This is a genomic window from Pontibacter kalidii (assembly GCF_026278245.1).
GTDB classification, from domain to species: domain Bacteria; phylum Bacteroidota; class Bacteroidia; order Cytophagales; family Hymenobacteraceae; genus Pontibacter; species Pontibacter kalidii.
Genome location: NZ_CP111079.1, coordinates 745,279 through 770,331, shown reverse-complemented (window position 1 = coordinate 770,331; position 25,053 = coordinate 745,279). Strand labels below are relative to the sequence as shown.

Annotated in this window: 18 protein-coding genes; 11 read left to right on the top strand and 7 right to left on the bottom strand. The window is 53.4% G+C overall.

All coding sequences use genetic code 11. From position 1 onward, the window contains the following. Nucleotides 1–152: 152 nt before the first annotated feature. The 5 genes from OH144_RS03220 to OH144_RS03200 all read left to right on the top strand — a co-directional run bounded on the left by OH144_RS03220 (nucleotide 153) and on the right by OH144_RS03200 (nucleotide 6,943). A complete protein-coding gene (locus OH144_RS03220) occupies nucleotides 153–614 on the top strand; it encodes a GbsR/MarR family transcriptional regulator (RefSeq protein WP_266204853.1) in 462 nt (153 codons plus the stop codon). Nucleotides 615–698: 84 nt separating this feature from the next. After that, nucleotides 699–2,060, top strand: a complete 1,362-nt coding sequence (locus OH144_RS03215) for a TolC family protein (protein ID WP_266204852.1) — start codon at nucleotides 699–701, stop codon at nucleotides 2,058–2,060. 20 nt (nucleotides 2,061–2,080) lie between these two features. Then, nucleotides 2,081–3,136, top strand: coding sequence for an efflux RND transporter periplasmic adaptor subunit (locus tag OH144_RS03210; protein WP_266204851.1), 1,056 nt, complete (start codon nucleotides 2,081–2,083; stop codon nucleotides 3,134–3,136). 232 nt (nucleotides 3,137–3,368) lie between these two features. Beyond that, nucleotides 3,369–6,548: an efflux RND transporter permease subunit gene (locus OH144_RS03205; protein ID WP_266204850.1), complete on the top strand. Its 3,180-nt coding sequence runs from the start codon at nucleotides 3,369–3,371 to the stop codon at nucleotides 6,546–6,548. A gap of 134 nt (nucleotides 6,549–6,682) precedes the next feature. Continuing rightward, the gene (locus OH144_RS03200; RefSeq protein WP_266204849.1) at nucleotides 6,683–6,943 is read left to right on the top strand and encodes an acyl carrier protein; all 261 of its coding nucleotides are present in this window, start codon (nucleotides 6,683–6,685) and stop codon (nucleotides 6,941–6,943) included. A 93-nt stretch (nucleotides 6,944–7,036) separates the two neighbouring features. Here OH144_RS03200 and OH144_RS03195 read toward each other — a convergent pair whose 3' ends face one another. The 3 genes from OH144_RS03195 to OH144_RS03185 all read right to left on the bottom strand — a co-directional run bounded on the left by OH144_RS03195 (nucleotide 7,037) and on the right by OH144_RS03185 (nucleotide 10,119). Beyond that, nucleotides 7,037–7,780 (bottom strand): metallophosphoesterase family protein, encoded by a 744-nt coding sequence (locus OH144_RS03195; RefSeq protein ID WP_266204848.1) that lies wholly within the window; start codon nucleotides 7,778–7,780, stop codon nucleotides 7,037–7,039. Between the two features lie 3 nt (nucleotides 7,781–7,783). After that, the gene (locus OH144_RS03190; RefSeq protein ID WP_266204847.1) at nucleotides 7,784–8,539 is read right to left on the bottom strand and encodes a nucleotidyltransferase; all 756 of its coding nucleotides are present in this window, start codon (nucleotides 8,537–8,539) and stop codon (nucleotides 7,784–7,786) included. Nucleotides 8,540–8,778: 239 nt separating this feature from the next. Further along, complete coding sequence (locus OH144_RS03185; protein ID WP_266204846.1) at nucleotides 8,779–10,119, bottom strand: glycoside hydrolase family 2 TIM barrel-domain containing protein; 1,341 nt, start codon at nucleotides 10,117–10,119, stop codon at nucleotides 8,779–8,781. A gap of 193 nt (nucleotides 10,120–10,312) precedes the next feature. Between OH144_RS03185 and OH144_RS03180 the strand changes: the two genes are divergently transcribed. Together OH144_RS03180 and OH144_RS03175 are read left to right on the top strand one after the other, a co-directional pair. Next, the gene (locus OH144_RS03180; protein ID WP_266204845.1) at nucleotides 10,313–12,115 is read left to right on the top strand and encodes a glycosyltransferase; all 1,803 of its coding nucleotides are present in this window, start codon (nucleotides 10,313–10,315) and stop codon (nucleotides 12,113–12,115) included. Nucleotides 12,116–12,188: 73 nt separating this feature from the next. Continuing rightward, nucleotides 12,189–13,145, top strand: coding sequence for a hypothetical protein (locus OH144_RS03175; RefSeq protein WP_266204844.1), 957 nt, complete (start codon nucleotides 12,189–12,191; stop codon nucleotides 13,143–13,145). Between the two features lie 871 nt (nucleotides 13,146–14,016). Here OH144_RS03175 and OH144_RS03170 read toward each other — a convergent pair. Then, nucleotides 14,017–14,853 carry a glycoside hydrolase family 25 protein gene (locus tag OH144_RS03170; RefSeq protein WP_266204843.1) on the bottom strand — a complete coding sequence of 279 codons (837 nt, stop codon included), beginning with the start codon at nucleotides 14,851–14,853 and terminating at the stop codon, nucleotides 14,017–14,019. A 37-nt stretch (nucleotides 14,854–14,890) separates the two neighbouring features. Further along, on the bottom strand, nucleotides 14,891–16,009 hold the full coding sequence (locus OH144_RS03165; RefSeq protein WP_266204842.1) for an alanine racemase: 1,119 nt from the start codon (nucleotides 16,007–16,009) through the stop codon (nucleotides 14,891–14,893). 156 nt (nucleotides 16,010–16,165) lie between these two features. On the opposite strand from OH144_RS03165, the gene hemN reads away from it, so the two are divergent. The 3 genes from hemN to OH144_RS03150 all read left to right on the top strand — a co-directional run bounded on the left by hemN (nucleotide 16,166) and on the right by OH144_RS03150 (nucleotide 19,759). Continuing rightward, nucleotides 16,166–17,542, top strand: coding sequence for an oxygen-independent coproporphyrinogen III oxidase (hemN, locus tag OH144_RS03160; protein ID WP_266204841.1), 1,377 nt, complete (start codon nucleotides 16,166–16,168; stop codon nucleotides 17,540–17,542). A gap of 675 nt (nucleotides 17,543–18,217) precedes the next feature. Beyond that, on the top strand, nucleotides 18,218–18,748 hold the full coding sequence (locus tag OH144_RS03155) for a CopD family protein (protein ID WP_266204840.1): 531 nt from the start codon (nucleotides 18,218–18,220) through the stop codon (nucleotides 18,746–18,748). 381 nt (nucleotides 18,749–19,129) lie between these two features. Beyond that, nucleotides 19,130–19,759 (top strand): hypothetical protein, encoded by a 630-nt coding sequence (locus OH144_RS03150; RefSeq protein WP_266204839.1) that lies wholly within the window; start codon nucleotides 19,130–19,132, stop codon nucleotides 19,757–19,759. Nucleotides 19,760–19,823: 64 nt separating this feature from the next. Here OH144_RS03150 and OH144_RS03145 read toward each other — a convergent pair whose 3' ends face one another. Continuing rightward, on the bottom strand, nucleotides 19,824–20,741 hold the full coding sequence (locus tag OH144_RS03145) for an AEC family transporter (protein WP_266204838.1): 918 nt from the start codon (nucleotides 20,739–20,741) through the stop codon (nucleotides 19,824–19,826). A gap of 145 nt (nucleotides 20,742–20,886) precedes the next feature. Beyond that, entirely contained in the window at nucleotides 20,887–22,422 is a 1,536-nt protein-coding gene (locus OH144_RS03140) for a T9SS type A sorting domain-containing protein (protein WP_266204837.1), read from the bottom strand. A gap of 660 nt (nucleotides 22,423–23,082) precedes the next feature. Here OH144_RS03140 and OH144_RS03135 point away from each other — a divergent pair. Continuing rightward, a complete protein-coding gene (locus OH144_RS03135) occupies nucleotides 23,083–25,002 on the top strand; it encodes a T9SS type A sorting domain-containing protein (protein WP_266204836.1) in 1,920 nt (639 codons plus the stop codon). Nucleotides 25,003–25,053: the final 51 nt, after the last annotated feature.

The window sequence follows — 25,053 nt, the reverse complement described above, 5'->3', positions numbered from 1 at the left end:
TGAGATATGCCTGCACATGAGCATTTTAGTTCTTATTTTTGCGGCTCTTAAATTACAAGAGAGATTTAGTTCTTAAAATTAGGAACCAAAAGAACTATGTTCTACCTTTGTAGTGTTCTTACTCTAGAATCACAGGAACAAAGCAAACTAACATGAACCTAACAGACAAGCAGCGGGCATTGATAGAGCGTATCGGCGTTTTCCAGGAAAAGTTGGGGATGCAACCGGTGGCGGGTCGCATTATGGGCCTGCTTTACGTCTCTGATAAGCCAGAGCTTACGTTCGATGAGATTCGGGAGGCGTTAGGTATTAGCAAGAGTGCCACCAGCAACGCCCTGAGCATGCTGCAGCACCTCAACCGCCTGGAGTACATTACCTACAGCGGCGATCGCAAGCGCTATTTCCGCCTGAAACTGGATAAATGGCGTGACCTGGTACAACAGGGGGTAGAATCTATCACCGACTTTTCTGACACCCTGCAGGAGGTAGTTGCCATGCGCACTGATAGCACGCCGGAGTACAACCAAAACCTGTTGGATATAGCTGACTTCCTGAATTACCTGCACCAGGAGCTTCCTAAGCTGCTGACGCAGTGGGAACAGCAGAAAAGATAATTTTTTTTACCCTATTTAGTTCTTTTAATACAGAACAAACTATAACCAACTACACCATAATAAATAACTAAAAACAACGCAACCGTGATAAAGAAATATTTTTTAATCGGAGTGATGGCGGTTTTCCTGAAGCCGGCTTTTGCCCAGGAACCGGTCGTAACCGGTCAGGTGCAGGAGCTGACGCTGCAGGAAAGTATAAACTATGCCCTGGAGAACAACGAGGACATCCAGAAAGCATCTTTAGACGAGATCGGCTCCAAATACCAGGTAAAAGAGGCACGCAGCGCCGGCCTGCCGCAAGTAGATATAAAAGGAACGGCCGTGAGAACCCTGGAAAAACAAAGGATGGTGCTGCCCGCCGAACTTAACCAGGAAGGCACCGGGCCGGTAATCCTGCCTATTGGCTCAGATTATAATATGCAGGGAGGACTCTCCGTGTCGCAGCTGTTGTTCAGCCAATCCTACTTTGTGGGCTTAAAGGCAGCCAAATCTGCCGAGGACCTCTACCGCATCCGCAAGGAGATGACCGAGGAACAGGTGATCTATAACGTAGGCAGCGCCTATTACCAGGTACTGCAGACCCAGGAGCAGTTCCATAACATCAATGCCAACCTGGACAAGCTTACAAAGCTGGAGCGCATCCTGCAGCTGCAGTACGAGAACGACCTGGTGAAGAAGGTGGATGTGAACCGCATCAAGGTAAACAAGATAAACCTGGAGAACCAGAAGCAAAACCTGCTGACGGCTTACGAGCAGCAGCAAAACGTGCTCAAGTTCTTTATGGGCATGCCGCTGGAGCAACCCATAGCGCTTACCGGCTCAGCCGATGATGTGCTGCTGCCGCAGCAACCAACGCTGGCCGATGCGGCAGAACCGGCGCAGGGCCGTGCCCAGTACCAGGTGCTGCAAAAGCAAAAAGAACTCCGGTCGCTGGAAAAGGAAAGCATCAAATCAGGCTACTATCCTACCCTGTCGGCCTTTGGTAACTACAACTACCAGTCGCAGTACAACGACAAGCTCTTTAACCAGGACGCCATGTGGTTCCCGAACGCACAGGTTGGCCTGCAGTTAAACATCCCGGTGTTCGATGGCTTCCGCAAAAAGGCGCAGGTGCAGCAGCGCGAAGTGGAGTTGCAAAAGCTGGACGTGGATATACAGCAGTACAACAAAAACACCCAGGTGGAGCTAACCAATGCCATCGCGCAGCTGCAAAATAGCCAAAGCTCCATTCTAGCCCAGGAAGAGAATGTGAAGCTGGCACAGGAAGTATACGACACCACCAACGAACTCTACAAAGAAGGCCTCTCGCCGCTCACAGACCTGCTCAACGCCGAAACATCACTTCGCGAAGCGCAGACAAACCTGAATAACGAAAGGCTCAAGTATAAACTGGCCCAGCTGAACTACCTGCAGGCCTCCGGAGATTTAGAATCACTTACAAAATAAGACATACATCAAACACGAACATGAAGAAGGTAATTTATATCGTAGTTGTACTGGTTATCCTGGCTGCCGTTGGCTATAAGCTGATGGCCAATAAAGAGCAGATGGCGGCCAACGCAGCCATAGCAGAGATTAAAAGCGATGCCATTCCGGTAAGTATAACCGAAGTTAAAACAGAACGACTGGATAAGTCATTTACGGCACAGGGTAACTTTGCCCCGATTCAGAGCCTGACGCTTCTATCGGAAACACAGGGCCAGATACAGCGCGTGCTCAAGCGCAAGGGCGAGCAGGTGAAAGCCGGCGAGCTGCTGCTACAGGTAGAGAGTAACACCATGACCGCAGACCTGGCCACCGCCCAGACAAACGCCGAGAAAGCAAAAAAAGACCTGGAACGATTCGAGAAGCTGGCTGCCGGCGATGCGATCACGCAACGACAACTTGAAGACGCCCGTCTGGCTGCCAAGTCCACGCAGGCGCAACTGGTAGCTGCCCGCCAGCGCCTGACCAAAACCCGCATCACAGCCCCTATCAGCGGCGAGATCAATGAGATTTATGTAGAAGTTGGCTCCTACCTGAACATGGGTACTAAGCTGTACGACATCGTGAACGTGGACAAGCTGAAGCTGAAAGTAAAGGCCTCCGAAAGCGAAGTTCTGCTGATCAGCAAAGGTGATAAAGTAACGGTGAGAGCAGATGCCGGTGCAGGTCAGGAGTACGAGGGCGTGGTAACTGCCATCGCCGCGCAAGCCGACCCTACCCTGAAATTTGACGTGGAGGTAGAAGTAAAGAACGCAGCCAACAACAACCTGAGAGCAGGTATGTACGGCACGGCTTACTTCGAGGTAGCCGACCAGCGCGACGCCATGCTGTTGCCCCGCGAGACGATTGTGGGCAGTATTCAGAACCCGAGCGTGTACGTGGTGAAAGACGGCGTTGCTAACATGCGCAAAGTAAAAGTGGGCGTGGTAACACAAGACAAGGTAGAGATTCTGGAAGGTGTGCAACCGGGCGAGCAGATCGTCAGGAGCGGCCAGATCAACCTGCGCGAAGGCATGAAAGTAACCTTGCTGAAGTAAAATCTGCCCCGATTATCATCCCCCTACCCCCTTCCAAGGGGGACTTCTGGCTACTACTCTTCCATTTGTCCTCCTGAAAGGATCTTGGGAAAGGGGGTTTGAGCAAGAGCTATCAAGTAAAAGCTTTAGCCAAAGCAACATCAGAAAAGTCCCCCTTAGAAGGGGGCAGGGGGATGACTCACTTTAGCAAATGCAGCAAAGCAATAACTTCTTTTAAAAGAGAAACTATAAAATGAACATAACCAAATTATCGATACAGCGCTCAACCATAGTGGTGGTGGTCTTCACGGTCCTCACACTACTAGGTGTTGCGAGCTACCAATCGCTCAACTACGAGCTTCTTCCGAAGTTCAACCCGCCGGTACTCACCATCTCCACCATTTATCCGGGCGCCTCTCCTAACGAGGTAGAGAACTCGGTGACCAAGGAGATCGAGGAGGCCCTGTCGTCACTCGAGAACGTGAAAACGATGCGAGGCACCTCCCTGGAGAGTTTCTCGATCATTGTGGTGGAACTGAACCAGGGCACCGACGTGGACCTGGCCCTGCAGGATGCGCAGCGTAAGATCAATACCATCCTGGCCAATCTGCCGGATGATGCAGAATCGCCGACGTTGAACAAGTTTGACCTCGACGACCTCCCGATCATCAAGATGGGTGCCACGGCCAACATGTCGCCGACGGAGTTCTACGACCTGATCGACAAGAAGATCAAGCCGGAGCTGTCGCGCATACCAGGTATGGCCGCCATCAAAATTCTGGGTGGCCAGGAGCGTGAGATCAAAGTGAACATTGACGCCAACAAACTGGAGGCCTATAACCTCTCTATCCTGCAGGTTCAGCAGAAGATACGCAACTCCAACCTCGACTTCCCTACCGGAAAGATCAAGCAGGAAAGCGGCCAGACACAGATCCGCCTGGCAGGAAAATTTGCGTCGCTGGACCAGCTGCGTAACCTGATCATACGCGAAGACCAGAACGGCATTGTGCGCCTGGCGGACGTAGCCGAGGTGCAGGACACGCAGAAAGACATTGAAGTACTGACCCGCGTGAACAGCAACCCATCCGTGGGTATCACCATCCAGAAGCAGTCGGACGCCAACGCCGTAGAGGTAAGCCGTTTGACAAAAGAAGCCCTGGCTGACCTGGAGAAGACGTACGCTGACGTTGGATTGAACTTCAACATCGCCAACGACTCCTCTGACTTTACCCTGGAAGCTGCTGACTCGGTACTCCACGACCTGATGATCGCGATCATCCTGGTAGCGGTGGTGATGCTCCTCTTCCTGCACTCGTTCCGAAACGCGGTGATCGTGATGATCTCTATACCTGCCTCTTTGGTGGCAACCTTTATCTTCATGTACCTGTTTGGCTACTCGCTTAACCTGATGTCCCTGCTGGCTCTCTCGCTCGTGGTCGGTATTCTGGTGGATGACGCCATTGTGGTGATCGAAAACATTCACCGCCACCTGGAGATGGGCAAGAAGCCGGCACAAGCCGCTTACGACGGTATCCGGGAGATCATGGCGACCGTTACATCCATCACCCTGGTAATTACAGTAGTGTTCATACCTATTGCACTTTCCTCGGGACTGGTATCAGACATTCTGCGTCAGTTCGCCGTGGTAGTGGCCGTGTCTACGATGATCTCGCTCTTCGTAGCTTTCACCCTGATTCCGCTGCTGGCTAGCCGTTTCTCACGTTTGGAGCATATCTCGGATAAGAACATCTTCGGACGCTTTATTCTGGCATTCGAGCGCTTTCTGGACCGCATCATCGATGGCTTTACGGCCGCGCTGAAGTGGGCCTTTAACCACAAGTTCATTACACTGGGTGTGACAATGATCTTACTGGTTGCATCTTTTGCGCTGGTACCGCTCGGTTTTATCGGATCGGCCTTTATACCTGCCGGTGACCGTGGTGAGGTGAGCCTGCAGCTGGAGTTGCCTAAAAACTCTACTGTGGAGCAAACCAACTTTGCAACGCGCCAGGTGGAGCAGTACCTGGAGGGTTTCCCGGAAGTGTCAAAAGTGTTTACCACCGTAGGTACTACTTCTTCCGCACAGCAGGGCCAGAACACGGCTTATAAAGCGGAAGTATCTGTTACGCTGGTAGATGTAAAGGAGCGTACGTTCAGCACCGACCAGTTCAGCCGTCAGGCCAAGGCCGACATCGAGAGCAAACTGCCAAACGTGGAAGTGACGCCGGTGCCGGTAGGCCTGGTGGGTAACTCACAGGCCCCTATCCAGCTGATCATTTCGGGCTCTAACTTGGACAGTGTGATGGCATTCTCACAGCGCGTGATGGGTGTGGTAGAAAATGTATCAGGTACGGCCGACGTGGAAATGTCAGTGGAAGGCGGTAACCCGGAAATTGAAGTAGTGGTAGACCGTGACAAGATGGCCAACGTAGGCCTGTCGCTGGAGAACGTAGGTGCGAGCATGCAGCTGGCCTTCAGCGGTAACTCCGACGTAACTTTCCGCTCCGGTACCGAAGACTACGACATCAACATTCGTCTCGACGAGTTCGACCGCCGCAGCGTGACCGACATCGCCAACCTGTCGTTTGTGAACAACCAGGGGCAGCTGGTGCGCCTGGGTCAGTTTGCCGACATCCGTCAGTCAACTGGTCCGTCGCAGCTGGAGCGTTATAACCGCGTAACTTCCGTGAACGTGAACTCACAGGTAATTGGACGTCCGTCTGGCTCGATCGGTGCAGAGATTCAGGAGAAGCTTGCGGAAGTAGAAGCACCCAAAGGAGTAAACTACGAGTTTGGTGGCGACATGAAAAACCAGAGTGAAGGTTTCGGTACGCTGGGTGTTGCCCTGCTGGCCTCGATCATCTTCGTGTACCTGATCATGGTGGCCCTGTACGACTCGTACGTGTACCCACTGGTGGTTCTGTTCTCTATCCCATTGGCGATCATCGGCGCCTTACTTGCCCTGGCGCTTGCATCACAGTCGCTGAGCATTTTCTCTATCCTGGGTATCATCATGATGATCGGTCTGGTAGCCAAGAATGCCATTATGGTGGTGGACTTTACCAACAAGCTGAAGGACGAGGGCGTGGAAGTGAAGGAAGCGTTGATCGAAGCCGTTCGTATTCGTTTCCGTCCGATCCTGATGACGACGCTGGCAATGGTGATTGGCATGTTGCCGATCGCGCTGGCAGGCGGTTCGGTGGCTGCTACCAAGAACGGTCTGGCATGGGCTTTGATCGGTGGTCTGAGCTCTTCGATGTTCCTTACCCTGATCGTGGTGCCGATTATCTACTACGGCTTCGACCGCATCCTTGCTAAATTTGGCCTCGATAAGAAGACCAAGATCGAGTTGGAAGAGAAAACACTGGAAGAACTGGAGCACGAAACCAAAGTACTGGAAGAAAAGAAAATGGCGCACGAGTTCGCCCATTAAGAAAGTACCTGTTTTTCATACTTACCTGTTTAGTGATGATGAGCTTGCGTGGGGCCTTCGGTCCCATGCAAGTTTCTACTCGCCAGGCCAGCTGCTGATACGGCAGACTTTAGTATACCTTTTACCCTTATGCCATGACTAATGTAACTTCAAACACGCAGGCAATCCAGACTGAAGTAGTGAACATCATTACCTCCGTTACTAACATTAACCCTAACCGGCTGCTCAAGGTCCGCGACCTGACCCGGCTGGGCCTCGATATCATTGATGTGGTGGACATCATCCTGAAAGTGGAGAAAACCTACCAGCTTACGATCCCTGACGAGGTGCCGGTGTATACGGTCGATGACTTTGTGAACTACGTGTATACCCATACTTTTAAAGAGGCCAGCTAAGCCACGAAAAGTATAAAACCAGAAAAGGGAGCCGCAAAGTATAATCTTTGCGGCTCCCTTTTTTAGTTTCAGAAGTATAAAAACAGTCAGGATCTATACTTCAAAAATAAAAAACGCCGGGTCGTAGCCTTCTTTCACCAGGATGGGTTTGGAGACGTTGAACACCTTCACGCCCTTGGAGGTTTCGCCCGCCAGCGTGCCGATGTGTGCATGCCCGTGGAAGGCGGCGATCACCTCGCGGCGGTTGATCGGCTCTGCCAGCCTGGAGGAGCCCAGGTAAGGGAAGATCTGCTCCGGCTCCCCCAGCACCGTGGCCTTGATCGGCGCGTAATGGAGCACGGCGATCTTCTTCACATCCACGTTATCGCTGTCGATGCGGGAGAGGGCGCCGTCCAGCTTCAGGGCCTCATCCACCGCCTCCTGAACAAACTGCTTGATCATCGGCTCCCCGAACATGCCCAGCATGGCGTTGTCGAAGCCACCACCAAAGCCCTTCACCCCGGCAAAGCCCACGTCTCCGATCACAATGCTGTCGCCATCCAGCATGTGCACGTTCTGCTTCATGAGGATTTTACGGATAGCTTTCTGATTATCGCGCTCGTAGTCGTGGTTGCCCAGCACGGCCACGACCGGTATGCTACAGGACTTTAGCTCCTCCACCAGTACCTCAGCTTCGGCGGTGCGCCCGGTGTCGGTCAAGTCGCCGCACAGCAGCAGCACGTCCGCCTCTTCCGATGCTTTCGCAAAATAATCCTTCCATTTTCCATTGTCTGTCTCCCGCACATGTATATCGCCAACTGCCGCAATCCTGGTTTTTTTCTCCTTTTTTGTAGCCATGTTTTATACTGATCTGATGGTAACTACTTTAAAGTCCCATTCGGTGATGTCTATTTTGTACTGCGTCTGGTCGATGAGCGGACCGCGGCAGATTTTCTCTTTTGGTGCCGGCATCTCCAGCTCATCCTGCGCCCGTTTAAACAGTTCGTCTACCAGCCACTTCGGGATCATATCACGCTCCGAGGGGTATACGAACTGGAAAGACAGGAACTGGGCCAGCAACAGTTGCCAGTGCGTTTCCATGTGCTGCCACAGCCACTTCCAGTCCAGCCGCTCGCCGTAGCGAAGGATGATGTGGTTAATGTCGGCGCCATCGTAGCGCTCCCTGTTCTGTACGTACAGCTTCGACCAGATCAGGGTTTCGGCGGGGATCACCCTTACCTTCACGCCCAGCAGCTCGCTTAGGGTAGAGCGCTCGAACCAGCTGTCATCCACGGCGCAGTGGTTGCCGGGGTTGTTAAAGATGATGTCCATGAAGTGCTCGCCCTTGATGGCCTTAGCCAGCCAGCGCACGTCAGTCAGCTCCGTCTCAAAGCCGTTCTCTTTGAATGCCTTTAGCAAAGCGGGGGTGTCACTTCCCTTGCAAAATACATCCAGGTCTTTCGTATCGCGCATGATGTCGGTGTAGAGGCGCAGGGCAAAGCCCCCTCCCACCATAAAATCAATGTTGCTTTCTGTCATGATGGTCAGGGCCTCCCGGTAAAAATCGTGCGCAGCCTGGCGGTGAATCCCTTCCTGTAGTTCTATTACTTTAGCCATTATGGTTTTCTTTCTGATAGTAGATTTAAAGCAGCCGCCGGGGCAGGCTGCGGCTGGCTAAGGGGGCTACTGCTTTGGGAGCAGCTGGTTAACGTGTGTCCACCAAAGCAGCGTAAAAATATTGTACTACCTTAAGGCAGCGATGGTTGCCTGCTTTTGAACAAATAATGCGCTTTGGAGGCTATACCAGCGTGAAATAAAGTATAACAAGGAACTAAATTGTACTATAGCAAGTATAATTATTTAAGTGGCTCGTTCGTCACGAAGAAGGGGATGTTGGCCGTGGCCAGGTTGTTTTGCCCGTCGCGCAGGTAGAGGTACAGCCGGTAAGCTCCCTGCTGGCGTGGCGTACGCAGCCATACTTTGGTTCCCTCCTGCTTCACCAGCACATCATCTACGGGCTTTGGTTTTACCTGCTTGTCGGCGTTGCCATCCTGCTGCTCGGCCTCGGGCAGCACCTCCCACTGCACCTCCACCGTATCCTGCTCCGGGTCGAAGGTAAAGGCGGCTCCCTCAAAGGTCTGCTCCGGCTTCAGGTAAATCTGGTCGAAGGCGAACTTGTTGTCGAGAGTAAGATAGGCGATGTAAGGCGGCTTGTTTACGGTATGGGTGGTATCGCCCCAGAGCTGGCGCATCTCGTGCACCAGGCCTGTTTCCTCTCCCTTCTCGTTGATCAGGCTGAACCAGGTGGGCGTGGTTTCCTGCTTGTTGCCCCACATAAACACGTAAGCCCCCAGGCAGCGGCTGGTGTCGGCCAGCACCGACTGCTCATAGCGCGCACGGGCAAACTCGGCCTTCTCCGAACTGGTCTGCTCGATAGGTGCCATCCACCAGGTATAGTATGACTCCCAGTAACCGCGTGCGCCGAACTCCGAAATCACATAGGGTCCTTCCCAGTCTGTGCTGGCCAGTTCCTGCGGCAAGTTGTGCATCGCCCCGAACGAGTTGATGGAGAGGATGTCGAGGGCAGGCGCACGCTTGGCGATCAGGTTCACAACTTTGTGTGGCACGTTCATCACGGTGGTGGTGGTCGGGTGGTCGGGGTCCACCTCGTGGATCATCTCGGCGATCCCGTTCACGGCGTCCCATACTTTCACGTTAGATCCATCGGCATAGAGTTCGTTGCCGATGCCCCACATCAGCAGCGCCGGGTGGTCCTTATACTTCAGCACCACCTCTCGCAACTCCTCCCGTTGTTGGGCCACCAGCTTTTTGTCGTAGTAGTTAAAACCCTCCCGCTCACGGGCCATCCAAAGGCCCAGCGTAACGGTAAGGCCGTGCACATGGGCCGAGTCCAGCACCTGCTGGGCGTCATCCGTGTGCCATACCCGCACCGAATTGCCACCATACTTGCGCAGGCGGTCGTAATACTCGTAGCCGGCGGCGCCTTTGATGAAGTAGGGCTCGCCGTTGCGCATCAGCACGTATGTATCCCCTTTCTTTATCACCTCCACCTTGCGGCCCTGCGGTTTATACTTTTCCGTAATGTCGGGGGTGCTGCTGCAGGAGAACAGCAGCAGGCATAACAAGCCAGGCAGAATGGTACTGGGCAAGAGCTTCCGTAGCAAAGGGTGAAGCATAGGGTATAGGGAGATTTGTAAAAATTATAGACAGTGCTAGGGGTTTACGCAGAACATTTTCCCTTGTTTCAAGTATAAAGACACGTTTGAAGCACAGTCTATACGATCGGCCTACTTCTACCTATACCACCCTAACACTACCTGCAGGTGGCTTAAATGCCCCTTGATAACACCCTAAAAGTATAGATTTAACATGCGACACTTACTGTCTCCTTTTTATACACCCACCCATACTTCAGACCAATCGCCGCTCCGCCGGGATGTGCTTACCATCCGGTTCATGATCTGGATGGGCCTGGTTACAATGGTACTTTTCCTGTACTGGTTTCTGGATGAGGCACACATCGGCTACGAGCCGCTCTATTGGCTGCTGACCACGGCGCTGGTTTTCAAGCTGCTGCGCACGCTCCACGAGTGGTACCACTATTATGCCGTCAGCATACCCGTAAAGCCGGAGTTGCTCTCAGAATATAAAGTGGACATTCTAACCACTTACTGCCCGGGCGAGCCGCACAGCATGGTCATCAACACGCTGGAGGCGATCCAGAACATCCGCTACCCCCACACCACCTACCTCTGCGACGAGGGCGATGACCCGTTGCTGAAGGCGGAGTGCGAGCGGCTGGGGGTGGTGCATGTTACCCGCACCGAGAAGATAAATGCCAAAGCCGGCAACATCAATAACGCCCTGAAGCAGGCCACCGGCGACATCTGCCTTATCCTTGACCCCGACCATGTGCCCGTGCCCGAGTTCCTCGACGAGGTGCTACCTTACTTTGAGGACCCGGAGGTGGGCTTTGTGCAGGTGGTGCAGGGCTACAGCAACCAAAAGGAGAGCCTGGTAGCCTACGGCGCGGCAGAGCAGACCTATAGCTTTTACGGCCCTATGATGATGGGCATGAACAGCTACGGCACGGTACAGGCCATCGGCGCCAACTGTACTTTCCGCCGCAAGGCGCTGGATAGTATAGGTGGGCATGCGCCCGGCCTGGCCGAGGACATGCACACGGCCATGCAGCTGCACGCCAAAGGCTGGACATCGAAGTACGTGCCCAAGATGCTGACCCGCGGCCTGGTGCCGGGCACGCTGGCGGCCTACTACAAGCAGCAGATCAAGTGGGCGCGCGGCACCTTTGAGCTGCTCTTTGCGGTGTACCCCAAGCTGTTCCACCACTTCACGCTGCGCCAGAAGATTCACTACTTCACACTGCCGCTCTACTACCTGTTTGGCGTTTTCAACCTGGTGGATTTCCTGATCCCGGTGCTGGCGCTGGTGCTGGTGGAGTTTCCGTGGTATGTGTCACTTGGTGAGTTTGTGGTGATGTTTGCCCCATTCTTCTGTATCTCCATCTGCATCCGGCAGTTTGCGCAGCGCTGGTACCAGGAGAAGAATGAGAAAGGCTTCCACATGTTCGGCGGCATCCTGCGCACAGGCACCTGGTGGGTCTTCCTGCTCGGGCTGGTGTACTCCATCCTCCGCATTAAAGTACCCTACATCCCCACCCCTAAGGATGATAAACCCAAGAACAACCTGCTGCTGAGCCTGCCAAACATCTTGGTGATACTGCTGAGCTTTGGCGCCATTGCCTACAGCCAGCTGGAGTACGGCCACCTCTACGACAACCCTTATGTGCAGATGATGGCGCTATTTACGCTGACGAACGTGGTGATACTTGGCAGCATCGTGGTGATCGGCCAGGAGCGGTTTATGGAGTGGGTGCGCCGGTATTTGCTGCACGCCTCGCTGCTGCAACCCCTGATCATGCCGCTGCGCTACGCGGTGTGGCGCACCCGGCACGGCTTTTATGACGGCATCCGGCACGTGGCCGTGGTGATGGTGCTGCTGGCCACGGCAGTCTCTGCCAGCTATATTTTTGGCAAGGATGAGCTGATGCACTATTGGCAACAGCAGTCAGTGGAGGCAGCGCCTGCCTCACCGCCACCGGCACAAGCCTATAAGGTGCCCGGTCTTCTGCCTCAGGAGCCTGTAAGGTAATTCGCCTCAACCCCTGCCCCGCCCCTGCGTTAAGAGGATAGAAAGAATCGTTTTTAACCTAAATAGCAAAGCTATGAACACAGATTATTCTAACTACTCCGACAGGAACGGGAGTAGCGGCTACCGTACGCACCGCTCCGACCGCTACCGCTTCCCTGAGAGGGACAGCGGCTACCGCTTCGATGACTACGGCTCTTCAGCCCGCGGCGGCTATGGCAACGAGGGCCATACCGGCACCTGGGGCAACCAAGGCAACGAGATGGGCGGCTCCCGCAACACCAGCAACCAGGATATCTACGGCACCTACAGCACCTCGCGCAACTATGGTAACATGGGCAGCTATGGGGGAGCACAGGGCTTCGGCGACTACAGGGGTGGCCGGCACCCACAAGGAAACGACTACAATTTCTACAGCGGCATGGGCTCCGGAAGCGACAGGGGCAGGAGCTACGGCCAGGATCGTCAGCGCAGCCACGGCTATGAGAGCGATTACGACAGCCATGGCTCGACCTTCCAGAACGACTCCAACTCCAGGCTATACGGCTCCGACACCTCGCGCAGGTTTCAGGGATCAGGCCAGGGGCGCTACGATTTTGACCTCGACAACTACAACCGGGGCAGCGGCAGTTTCCGCGGCTCCGACCGCAACAGAAACAGAAGCTATGGAAGCTCTGAGGGAAGCTACATGGGCAGCGGCTACAGCCGCACTACCCGGGGCGACTACGACACCGGCAACTACGGTTCCATGGGCAGCTACGACCGTGGCAGTTCCAGCATGAACTACGGCACCCCCTACGACAGGGACGATACCATGGGAGGCTTCAGCGGCAGCCGCGGCCCGCAGTATCCCAACGACACCTACGCCCGCGACCGGGAGAATACCCGCATCCAACACCGCAACAGTGACTACGACTACGACCCGGACCGCAGCTTTGACGCCAGCCGCGACCAGGAGTATATCAGGAGCCACAACCGTGGCCGCACCTGGGACCACAGCCACGAAGGCAACCGGGGGTATGACAGATTCTGATTGAATTAGTGTATAAAGCCTGTATAAAGTATAAAAGCGCAGCGGAATAGCTGCGCTTTTATACTTTTGTAGCTACTGAAAATAGCTTTTGCCTGCTGTATTCCTTCTGCTTCTTTGTAGCCGCCGCTTTCTTCAGCCAGAAACAGTTTCGCTGGCGCGGGCTTGCAGCCCGTGTCTTTTTATTCGTTGGGTTTTCAACCCAACTGGCTCGCAGAGCCATGCGTATACTTGAGCTATATTTCATACTTCTCTGGCGCAAGCGTCCGCTTGTGCCTCTCTTTGCAGCTGCTTCCCGTAATTGAAAACAAGCTATACTTTATAGTTACTGCTGATCCTCCAGACTTACAGATCTATCGTTTCATTTCTGGCTTTGATGCTCTCAAGCCCGAGAGGGCTCGTCCTCGGGCATCGCACGGTGTACATTTCCTTTGCTTGACCTGCGGTCTCCGCAATTTCGCTAAAGCGAAACCGTAAATCTACAAGGCGCTCAACCCAAGGACTGGAATCAGTTCGATAGCCACCGCCCTTGCTGTCATCTCGACCTTGGGGAGAGATCTCTTTAGAATTCCCAATAGATCTCTCGCCCTGCTCAAGATGACAGGGAAAGGAGCAAGTATAAACTCCCTCTCCTGTTTTTAGGAGAGGGTTGGGGTGAGGTGAAATTCCCCTCCCGGGAGGGGCTAGGGGTGGGTTTATGCTTATAGGGACAAGTCGCGACCTGTCCGCGCAACGGCAGCTGCTATGAAATTTTTACTTTTAAAGTGGTAATTACAGGCTCCCCTCCTTGGCTAAGGAGGGGTAAGGGTGGTTGGACCCCATAGCGGGAAACCCCATCCCCTGCTCTTAGAGCAAGGTGAGGTTATCACAACTTCTAAGGAATACAGAGACTCTTCAAATCACGCATGCTGCCGTAGAACACGTTGCAGTCTACAGAAGCTTCGATGCCTCCGATGGAGCCGTTGTCGGTGTGCTGCCAGAAGGAGAGCTTGCGGGTGTTGGTCTTATTTATACTTAGCCGGGGCACCTCGTAGTGGGCGATCCAGAGCGGGTAGCTGTCGAAGTGGCCGGCCAGATAATCTTTATAGAAGTGATAGCCGGTATAGATAATGGGTTTGGTGCCGTAGGCGTTCTCCACGTAGTCCAGCCATACTTTCAGGTCTTTGCGCAGCTGCGCGATGGGCTTGCGGCCGCGCACCTCCACATCCAGCACGGGCGGCAGGTCGCCGCTTTGCAGCTGCACCGTGGCCGTAAAGTGCTTTGCCTGCTTCTCAGGGTCCAGGTAGGGCAGGTAGAAATGGTAAGCCCCCCGGATAATGCCCGCCCCGGCCGCTCCTTCCCAGTTCTCCTTGAATTTTCTGTCCTTCAGCGATACGCCTTCCGTGGCCTTCACAAAGGCAAAGGTGATCTCGCTCTCGCGCACTTTGGGCCAGGCGATCTCTTTCTGGTAATGGCTCACATCCACGCCGTAAATTGTATGCCCCTCGGGCCATACGGGCTTCGGCTTCACCACAAAATACTCCACATAAAAAACCAGCAGCGCAATGCCCAGTAACACAGCCACACCAATCCAGAAGCGTTTGGGCGGTTCGTTCACCTGCTGCTTGCGTGGCTGCCTGGGCTTGGTAACACGCTTGGCAGGAACCTTCACAGCAGGGGCTTTCTTAGGAAGGGGTAGTTTGGTAGTGGTGGCCATATCTCTCGCCTGCAAAAGTATAAACCCGGGGGCAATTTGCTATACTTTATACTTAAGAATTCAGCTCCCGCTGCGGCAGGCCCGTCAGGTGCTCGATCGGTTCGCCTTCTGTAGTCAGATAGCCCTGCATCAGGTCGGCGGTGAGGCAGGAGTGCACCGGCAACACGTACATCAGATCGCCTATGTTATACTTTTCAAAATGCTCCGGAGAGGTCCTCACCACCCCGTGCTCCTGCGACAGCGACACCACCTTGATTCCCTCCAGCGGCTCCGACCAACCTTTCTCCGTCAGCTCCACCACCCGTCCGAAGACCGTAGCGCCCTCTTCCTGCAGCAGCACATCCTTAGAGAAGTGCACGCTGCCCCCGTAAAGTATGATCTCGCCGCGATCGGGGTGCTTAGCCACCACCGGGCAGGCCATACACACGGCAATATCTTCAAAAGAGCAGGAGCCGATGTGCTGCTGCGTAAGGTCATAAAATACGAAATTGCCCGGGCGTATCTCATCCAATCCCTGCAACTCCTCCATAATGCTACAGGAAGGCGTGTCGCCGATGGAGCGCTGCAGGTCCGGAAAATCGGCCTTGTAACGCTCGCGCAGCTGGTTGAGCTGAGTCACTGAGTTGTTGAAAATATCCCGGATGGCATCCGTGTTGGTTTGCTTGTAGGTGTGGCCGTCGTGCACCACAAAGCCCACGAACTGCAGCTTCTCCTGCTCCTGAATCAACTGCAGCAGGGCATCCAGCTCGGCAAAATTTGTAGCCGGTATACCCGTGCGGTGATAGCCTGTGTCGATTTTGAGCGAAAGCTGCACCGGGTGCTGCAGGCCTTTCGCCAGCGCCGTTACGGTTTCCGCGTTCACGGCCACCAGGTGCAGTTTTACGCGCGAGGCCAGCTCGTTTATACCTTCCAGCTCGCGCACGTTGGCCGGGAAGGCGACCATGATGTCGCTCCAGCCATGGTTGGCAAAGTAGCGGGCCATCCGTACCGACGACACGGTGATGGCCTCCACCCCAAACTCCCGGAACCACTCCCCCACCTGCACCGACTGGTGCGTTTTGAAATGCGGCCGCAGCCGTACCCCGTTTCGCCGAGCCTTCTCCACCATGCGGCTAATGTTGCGCAGGGCTTTCTCCTTATCTATCAGTAGCGTGGGTGTCGTTATTTTCATCAGTATAAAGTATGCAAAAAGTAGCAGATCCTGTGAATTTAAGCACTTTTTGCAAAGAAACACAGCCTGTTATACTTTAAGGTGATAAATATCATTTCCTGAAACGCCCCTTCTGCTGACATTTGCATAGATCAAAGTAGAAGAGGAGAAAAAAGAATGCAAGACGTACTGAAAACCACCCCCGCCGAACTGCTGGCCAAGTATGATGTGCCATCGCCGCGTTATACCAGCTACCCAACCGTGCCCTACTGGGACGAGAAGCCGCTGACGCAGGCACAGTGGATGCAGCACGTAAAGCAGGCTTTTCAGAAGACAAACAGCTCGGAGGGTATCAGTTTATACCTGCACCTGCCCTTCTGCGAGAACCTGTGCACCTACTGCGGCTGCAACAAGCGCATCACCAAAAACCACGCGGTGGAGGAGCCCTACCTGCAAGCCATGGTGGAGGAGTGGGAGATGTACCTGGCCGAGTTCGATGAGAAGCCGCGCCTGACGGAGATGCACCTGGGAGGCGGCACACCAACCTTTTTTAGCGCACAAAACCTGAAAAAGCTGCTGGAAGCCCTGCTGGAGAAAGTGGAGGTTACGCCTGATGCGGCCTTTAGCATTGAGGTACACCCGAACGCCACCAACGCCGAGCAGTTGCAGGTACTCTATGACCTGGGCTTCAGAAGGCTGAGCGTCGGCATCCAGGACTTTAACCCGCGCGTGCAGTTCGTGATCAACCGCATGCAGACCTTTGAGCGCACCAAGGAGACTTTTGACATTGCCCGCGAGATCGGTTACACTTCCATCAACGCGGATATTATATACGGCCTACCGTTCCAGAACGCGGACTGCGTGCGCCATACCATTGAGCGCGTAAAAGAGCTGCGCCCCGAGCGCATCGCCTTCTACAGCTACGCCCACGTGCCCTGGAAGAGCAAATCGCAGCGCCGCTACTCTGATAAGGACCTTCCGGAGCCATCCGAAAAGCGCGGGCTGTACGAACTAGGCAGAAACATGCTGGAGGAAGCCGGCTACGTGGAGATCGGCCTGGACCACTTCGCCCTGCCGGAGGATGAACTATACATTGCCGCGCAAAACGGTACGCTGCACCGCAACTTTATGGGCTACACGCCGCGCCCCACGGAGCTGCTCATCGGCCTGGGCTGTTCCAGCATCTCCGACACGGGCACGGCCTTTATGCAGAACATCAAGGAGGTGGAGGCCTACGAGGAGGCTATCGAATCAGGTGTGCTGCCACTGCTGAAAGGGCACGAGTTGACCGAGGAAGACCTGATCATTCGCAAGCATATCCTGAACCTGATGTGCCGCCTGTATACTTCCTGGACCGAAGAGGAACTGCCCTACTTTGTGGACGCCCTGATTAGGCTGCAGCCGCTGGAGGAGGATGGCCTGCTGGAATACAGCAACCACGACATACAAGTGCTGGAGGCAGGTCGGCCGTTCCTGCGCAACATCGCCATGTGCTTCGACGCCAGGCTTTGGGAGGCACAGCCTACTACGCCGGTGTTTAGTAAGTCGGTGTAACGAATAGATTTTAGTGATTTGATTGGTTTTGGGATGAAGAGGCGCCGTAACAGGCGTCTCTTTTTTCTTTGCTGGTTTCTTTCCTGGCGCCAGTATCCGACTGGTGACGCTTGGTGTGCAGCGAGTCTGGAGACTCGCTTTGAAGTATGGAAGCACACCGTGTACTATGATCTCACCGCCCCTGCCCCTGCCCCTGCCCTTCCGAGGCTACGATTCGGACACAAGTATAAAAGCCATTTGCTCTTCGGGATTTGTAATCCCGAAGCCCTTACTGTGACGTTTTGCAATCCGGCTTTCAGCTTATAGCCGCAGCTCTACAGCCAGCAAAGTATAAACTTGTATTTAAAACTCTGGCAATAGCATACTTTCAGCATGTAGATCTGAATGAGTGGGGAAGAAAATAACTTATGTCCTAATCGTAGCCGTAGCAAAATAGGGGAGGGAGCTTTATAATACCGGGCCCAACCACCCCTAACCCCTCCTTAGCCAAGGAGGGGAGCCTGTAATTAACACTTTAAAAGTAAAAGTTTCATAGCCGCTGCCTTCGCGCGGACAGGTCTCGACCTGTCCGCGCGAAGTAGAAACCTACCCCTAGCCCTCCAGGGGCGGGAATCATACTTCGCCTCCCGCAATTAAACATTTCGGCTTACCTTTGCAGAAACACAACCTGCTGCTATGAGCTATTTCTATGTAAAGGCACTGCACATCATTTTCGTGGTAACCTGGTTTGCTGGCTTATTCTACATCGTGCGCCTGTTCATTTACTACGCCGAAGCCGCCGAAAAGCCCGAGCCGGAGAAATCGATACTTCAGAAACAGCTGGCCCTGATGCAGAAACGCCTGTGGTATGGCATTACCTGGCCCTCTGCCATCCTCACGCTCATCTTCGGCCTCACCATGCTGTACCTGTATGGCTCCGTACCCGGCTGGCTGATCTGGAAACTCAGCTTTGTAGTGGGCCTGTACGTGTACCACTTCCTCTGTCACGCCATTTTTAAGCAGCAGCAGCAGGGCCTCATCAAGTATACCTCCACCCAACTCCGCATCTGGAACGAGGTGGCCACGCTCTTCCTCATCAGCATCGTCTTCCTGGTGGTGCTCAAAAGCTCGCTTAGCATGCTCTGGGGCATTATCGGACTTATCCTTTTCTCGGCCATACTCATGCTGGCCATACGCATTTATAAAAGGGCGAGGGAAAAGAGTTAGAGAGTTGGGGAGTTTAGGAGTTAGAGAGTTATAGAGTTTAGGATTTAGAGAGTTAGAAAGGTATGCCGCAAGTTTAGCGGTAGCGCAACTGGTGGCTGGCTTTGACGCCAGTTTGCAACTGGCTTTCTGCGTGAGCAAAAATTATAAATTAGCAGAAGGGTTATACTTTCTTAACTATTGCCAAAGTATAAAGTATAGCTTCAGCCATTGTTGGTGTTACTAAAACAAAGCAGCTACATCCACTGCGTAGCAAAAGGCTAAACCTGCAGTATAGCATTAAAGCCCGCAAATTCATCCCTCCAACCCTTTAACGCCCCCACCTTCTAACTTTCTAACTTCCCAATTTTCTAACTTCTAACTATTCCCCTTACCTTTGTACCTATGAACAAAGCACTGAAGGCAAACGAGAGAGAGTTGATTAAACTCACGCGCTTTTTCAGCAAGCGCGCGGAGCAGTTGGCGGTGGATGGAGAGTTGAGCGAGGATCAAAAGCAACTGACACAGGCCTGTGAGAACCTGGAGCGCCAATTGCTGCAGCACGCCGAAAACCGAGAGGCGATTCTGAATAAGCGCACCCGCCTGGAGAAGCTGATCGAAGACAATGCACAGTGCCCCAAGTGCCGCAAAGCCGATATGCTGAAGCAGCAGGGCGTAACCACCAACGAGCACGGCTGGAAGTTGAACACCTACCGCTGCCGCCGCTGTAATACCTCCTTTACCTGGAACCGCCCCAACAACCCCTGGCACATGGTGGAGTTCCTGGAGCTTTACATTAAGGAGTTAGAGGAGTCTTTAAAAGCAGACATGGAGCCAAGCCTGCGCCAGCACACAGAGGCCGCCATCCCGCAACTGCAGGATAGCCTCTTCCGCCTGCGCCCCGTGCTGCAGGACTCTGACGAAGAAATAGAGGCCCTGACGGAGAAAGAGCGGGAGATGGACAAACTCATCCACCAGTTTAAGAACTATTTACTCATCGAGAAGATCAAGCTGGATACGTACCAGGAGGAATAGTTTTTAGTTATTAGTTACTGGTTATTAGTTTTTGTTGCCTACAAATTCCAATAACTAACAACTATTAACCAATAACGAAATTCAAAACCCAGTACCAAAAGGCGAGCGTGATAAAGGATAAGGGGATACCAAAGCCCACCATCATGCTGGCGAGCCGTGGCTTCAGGCCATGGGAAGCCGCAATGATACTGGCCGTGATCATGGGGGCCATGGCTGCCTCCAGCACGCAAATCTGCAGCAACTCTCCCCGGAGGCCAAACACCCCGTAATATAGCCCAAGTATAATGGCCGGTGCAAGTATAAGTTGAAATGTTAGCCCCAGCGCCAGGAAGCCCCAGTGCTTGCTGCGCCACTCGGGCCGCAACTGCAGCCCCACCGACACCAGCGCCAGCGGCGACACCGTGCTGCCCAACCGCTGAAACACCTCTTTGAGATCGGCGGGAAAGTGCAGGTTGAGCACATTAAGCCCTAATGCAAGCAGAAAAGCGATGAACGGCGGAAACAGAAGAATTTTGCGGGCGATAACGCTGGCGCTGGCCGAACCCCTGGAGAAACTCGCCGCCAGCGCGATGCCCGCCGTGGAAAGCACCACAAACGTCCCCGGCTGATCAATCAGAATCACCGTTTCCAGGCTGTCTGGCCCAAAGAGCGCCTCTATCACTGGCAGCCCGACAAAGGAGGTGTTGCCTAGCCCACCCGTAAGTATAAGGCAGCCGACAAGTTTGCGAGACCAGCCAAAGGCTTTGCCCAGGCCCCAGAAGAACAGGGCAGCAGCACCAAAGCAGATCCAGGCCAGCGCCACTGGCAGCAGCACCGTGCTGTTCAGCTTTACCTCAGGTATAAAGTACAGCGCCAGGGCTGGCATCGAAATGTAGATGATGAACTGGTTGAGCACCTGCGCGGAATTCTTCGGAAACTCCTTTACGCGCTGCAACAGCAAGCCCAGCCCCAAACATCCAAACAAAAGTATAAAACTGCTCATCTTAAAGCTTCTGGAAGGTGCAGCAATATGCTGCAACGCGCAAAGGTAAGCCGCCAAATCGGAAGAAGCATGATATGGCACCTGCACGTCATAAAAAAGCAGAGGTACTTCTTCAGCACCTCTGCCCTATCTTTACAAAGCTTTTTTACAGCAACACCACACGCCGCACAACCCTTATATCCCCCGAAATCACACTTAAAAAGTAAACACCTGCTGCCAGTTTATCGGTGTCTAATTGCAGGTTGTGTTCCCCGCTGTGTAAACGCCTGGTTACATCCAGCACGTTGGCCGACTGCGCGTTGGTAAGTATAAACCGTACCTCCGGATGCTTCAGGCCGTTTATTTTCAGTTTCAGGTTGCCGCGGGATGGCACCGGATATACTTGTACCGCCCGCTCCAGCTCCTCTTTTTCGGCAGAAGCCAGCGGCCCCGTGTACGTCAGCTTGTAACTGGCATGCGCGGCATCATCCGAAATAAAGAGGCTGCCCTCCTGGTCCACGGTAACGTCTACGGGGCGGGCATAGGCCTCTGTAGAGTCGCTGTTTAAGAAGCCGCCCACCAAGTCGATCTGCTTGCCTGGCTTATCGCCCTGCCACGGAAAATAGATGATCTTATAACCGGTAGCCTTGGAGCGGTTCCAGGAGCCATGCAGTGCGATCAGCGCCCCGTTGCGGTAAGGCTCAGGCATTTTTGTATCCTGCGTGAACAAAAAGCCCAACGGCGCTGAGTGAGCCTGTATGCCCTTGCTGATGCGGTCTACACTGCCGTTCGGGTTTAGCTGCACATCTTTGATGAAAGGCATGTTGTCCATTCCCTCGCGTTGGTCCGTGTTGCAGTAGGGCCAGCCATAGTTACCGCCGTCGCGCACCAGCGTAAACGCTTCCGGCGGATTGTTATCCACATAGCTCTGCACCACTTTGCCGTAGTTGCCGGTGGCATCCTCGAAAGGGTACGCCACATTATCGCGGTTGTTCACGGTTACCCACAGGTCTTTGGTGCCGGGCACAAAATCCAGCCCCTCCGCATTTCGGATGCCCTCGGCAAAAAGGCGGCCGTTAGAGCCGTCGGCGTTGTACTCGTAAATAGCCCCTCGCTTCGGGTTACTCTGGGTGTCCTCTATACAGGCGTTGCAGGTGGAGGCAATAGACACGTACAGCTTATCATTGCTGTCCAGGGCGATGTTCTTGAGCACGTGCCCATAGTTGCCCTTTAGTTCTGCCAGGCTCTCGTCCGGAAGGTTGTCCACCACAACCTCCAGGTTTTGCCCCTGCAGGTCGCCGTTGCTGTACTTGTAGCGGATGATCCTGTTCTTCTCGGCAATGTAGACGTACTGCTGGTCACCTATTTTGTGAAACACTATGTCGTGCGGCTTCTGCAGCCCGGTGGCAAAATCCCGCTCTTTAGGTGCGCCACCACTAGGTTCTGGGCGGAAGATTTTAACGTAGCCGTTATCTGGCTTCGACACGAGCAGGTCCCCGTTTGGCGCCACCGCCATAAAACGCGCCCCTCTCAGTCGGGTATATACTTCTAACTTGAAATTGGCAGGCACACTGGCAAAACGGTCGACATTGAAAGGCTCCTGTCGCATACTTTCCGTCACTTCTATTTTCACGGTTTCAGTGGCGGCGGGTGGAGCGCCCTGGGAAATAGCCACTGTCGGAGCTGTTAGCGCAGTTGCCAACAGGTATGTTTTGAGTAAATATTTTTAAGGCATTCAGGAAAAGTTTTAAAGTTTGAAAAGCAACTTCTTTTATTGATTTTGACACGAAAGGTTGCACCTCCAATGAAGAATCAATCCGCCTACTTTAGCCGCCATCTCATTTTCGTCTGCGCTTTCTCCGTCTCCTTTAACTGCAGACAAAGGCCCAGCCATAGAGTCCATTCTTCTGAGGAGACAGAGTAGACTATAAAAACACACCTTTCCACTATTAATATAAAACAATAAAATATTGCTTAGGTATAAATAATTACCTGCAGTACAGACTGTTCCATCCCTTTCACCCAGAAGAGATATCCTGTGCCTTGCGCAACACACCCGGCAGGAGGCGATGCATCTCCAGGGTTCGTCTACACCTGCCGCTCCCACTCTTTGCTACTGCCCACCACTACTGTTTTCGCAGTCAAACATACTTCACGACAAGCCTTTCCTATTTTTTACACACTTATAGCTTATACTATGAAAACAACTTTTATATGTTCAGTTGCCGCTACCAGGCAGCACCGCCGCAGCCGATGGCTTCTTTGTCTTGTCATGTTGGTTTCCCTTGCTTTACCTGTCTATGCGCAGGAAGTAGTGTGGGATCGGACGTATGGAGGGGATAATTGGGATCTGTTAAGCGATATGGATACAACCGCCGATGGGGGCTACATTCTTGGAGGCACATCCCTCTCCGGGGAAAGCGCCGACAAAAGCGACACTCTACGGGGAGATACAGACTACTGGATAGTAAAAGTCGACTCTACTGGCGCCAAGGAGTGGGATAAAACTTTCGGGGGCAGTGATCGTGATGAGTTTAGTTCCTTGGAACAAACCAGCGATGGCGGATATATATTAGGGGGTGCCTCACTTTCGGAGAGCAGTGGAGAAAAATCTGAAGACTCACGTGGAGAATTTGATTACTGGGTTATAAAGCTTGATGCACAAGGCAACATAGAGTGGGAGAAAACCTTTGGCGGTGAAAGCTCCGACTGGCTTAGAGACATTATTCAGACCTCAGACGGGGGCTATTTGCTAGGCGGCACTTCCAGTTCGGGAGTTAGCGGTGAAAAAAGTGAGCCTTCAAGAGGAGAAAATGACTTTTGGGTAATAAAGCTTGATGCTGATGGCAATAAGGAATGGGACCACACCTACGGAGGAGATAAATCTGACCTGTTAGCCCAACTTCAGCAGACCAATGACGGAGGCTTTATTTTAGGAGGTTCCTCTGAGTCAGGTATCTCTGGCGAAAAGAGCGAGCCAAGCCGTGGAAGTCAGGATGACTTTGGTATGGGGTACGATTACTGGATTGTAAAAATAGACGAAGAAGGAAATAAGGAATGGGACCGAACTTTTGGAGGACTCCTGGCAGATTATCTCTCTGACGTTATACAGACGGAAGATGGTGGTTATTTGCTTGGTGGATCATCTGGCTCAAGTATAGGAGCAGATAAGAGTGAGGAGTTCCGTGGTGGAGAATTCGGTGATTATTGGATTGTAAAAACAGATAGCAACGGGAACAAAGAATGGGACCGTACCTACGGTGGCACCGATTCAGACGAGTTATCATCCATCCAGCAGACTAGCGACGGAGGGTATGTACTGGGTGGCGTCTCTGAGTCTGATGCCTCTGGTGAGAAGAGTGAGGATAGCAAAGGCAGCACCGACTTTTGGATCGTGAAAACAGACGCAGAAGGAAATATTGAGTGGGATAAAACAATTGGGGGCAGCAGCGGAGAAGGCTTATCGAAAATTATAGAAGTCAATCCAGGTGACTATATAATTGCAGGCACTTCTTCGTCCGGTGTTAGCGGTGATAAAAGTGAGCCCAATCGCGGAGTTGCTATAGACTACTGGATCGTTAAACTCAACGTAGAAGAGCCCTGCACCTCCCCCACCCCTTCCATCTCCGTCGTCCCCACCTCAGATGTCTACACAGGCGGCGATCCTGCCACTCTATACCTGGGCTACGGCCCGCAGAGCGTGCAACTGGTGGCCTCCGGTGCAGAGCGGTATGAATGGAGTCCCGCTGAAGGCTTAAGCGATGCAACTGTTGCTAATCCTATTTTCACGCCCATGGCTGCCGGCAGTTATACCTTCACTGTTACGGCCTACAACGGGGAGTGTGCCGCCACAGCCTCCGTTACTATTACGGTGGTGGACGTGCGTTGCGGCAACGGAAAGGTAATCCTGTGCCACAAGGGCAAAATGCTCTGCATCCCTGCCTCGGCCGTGGCCGCACACCTGCGCAACCACTCTGAGGACCGGCTCGGAGCCTGTGGTGCATGTGCCGTAAATGATAAACCCGTGGCGATGCGCGTTTATCCGAACCCGCTCATTGATTGGGCCAGAGTGGAGCTTTCCCTATCTGCGGGTAAACCTTACCGGCTGGAGCTCTACAGTGCGGGGGGCAAGCTGCTAAAGGTAATTGCAGAAGGCACAGGAAAGAGCGATGAGCTGACGCTCCTGGAGCTACGGGCAGAGCAGCTGCGCAATGGGGTTTACTACCTCCGCCTTATCACGGCTGACGAAGTGCAGACACGCAGGCTCCTGATCGAGCACTAGACTCCCTTACCTTGAAAAAGGAACAGGCTATACCGCTCTAGTGGTATAGCC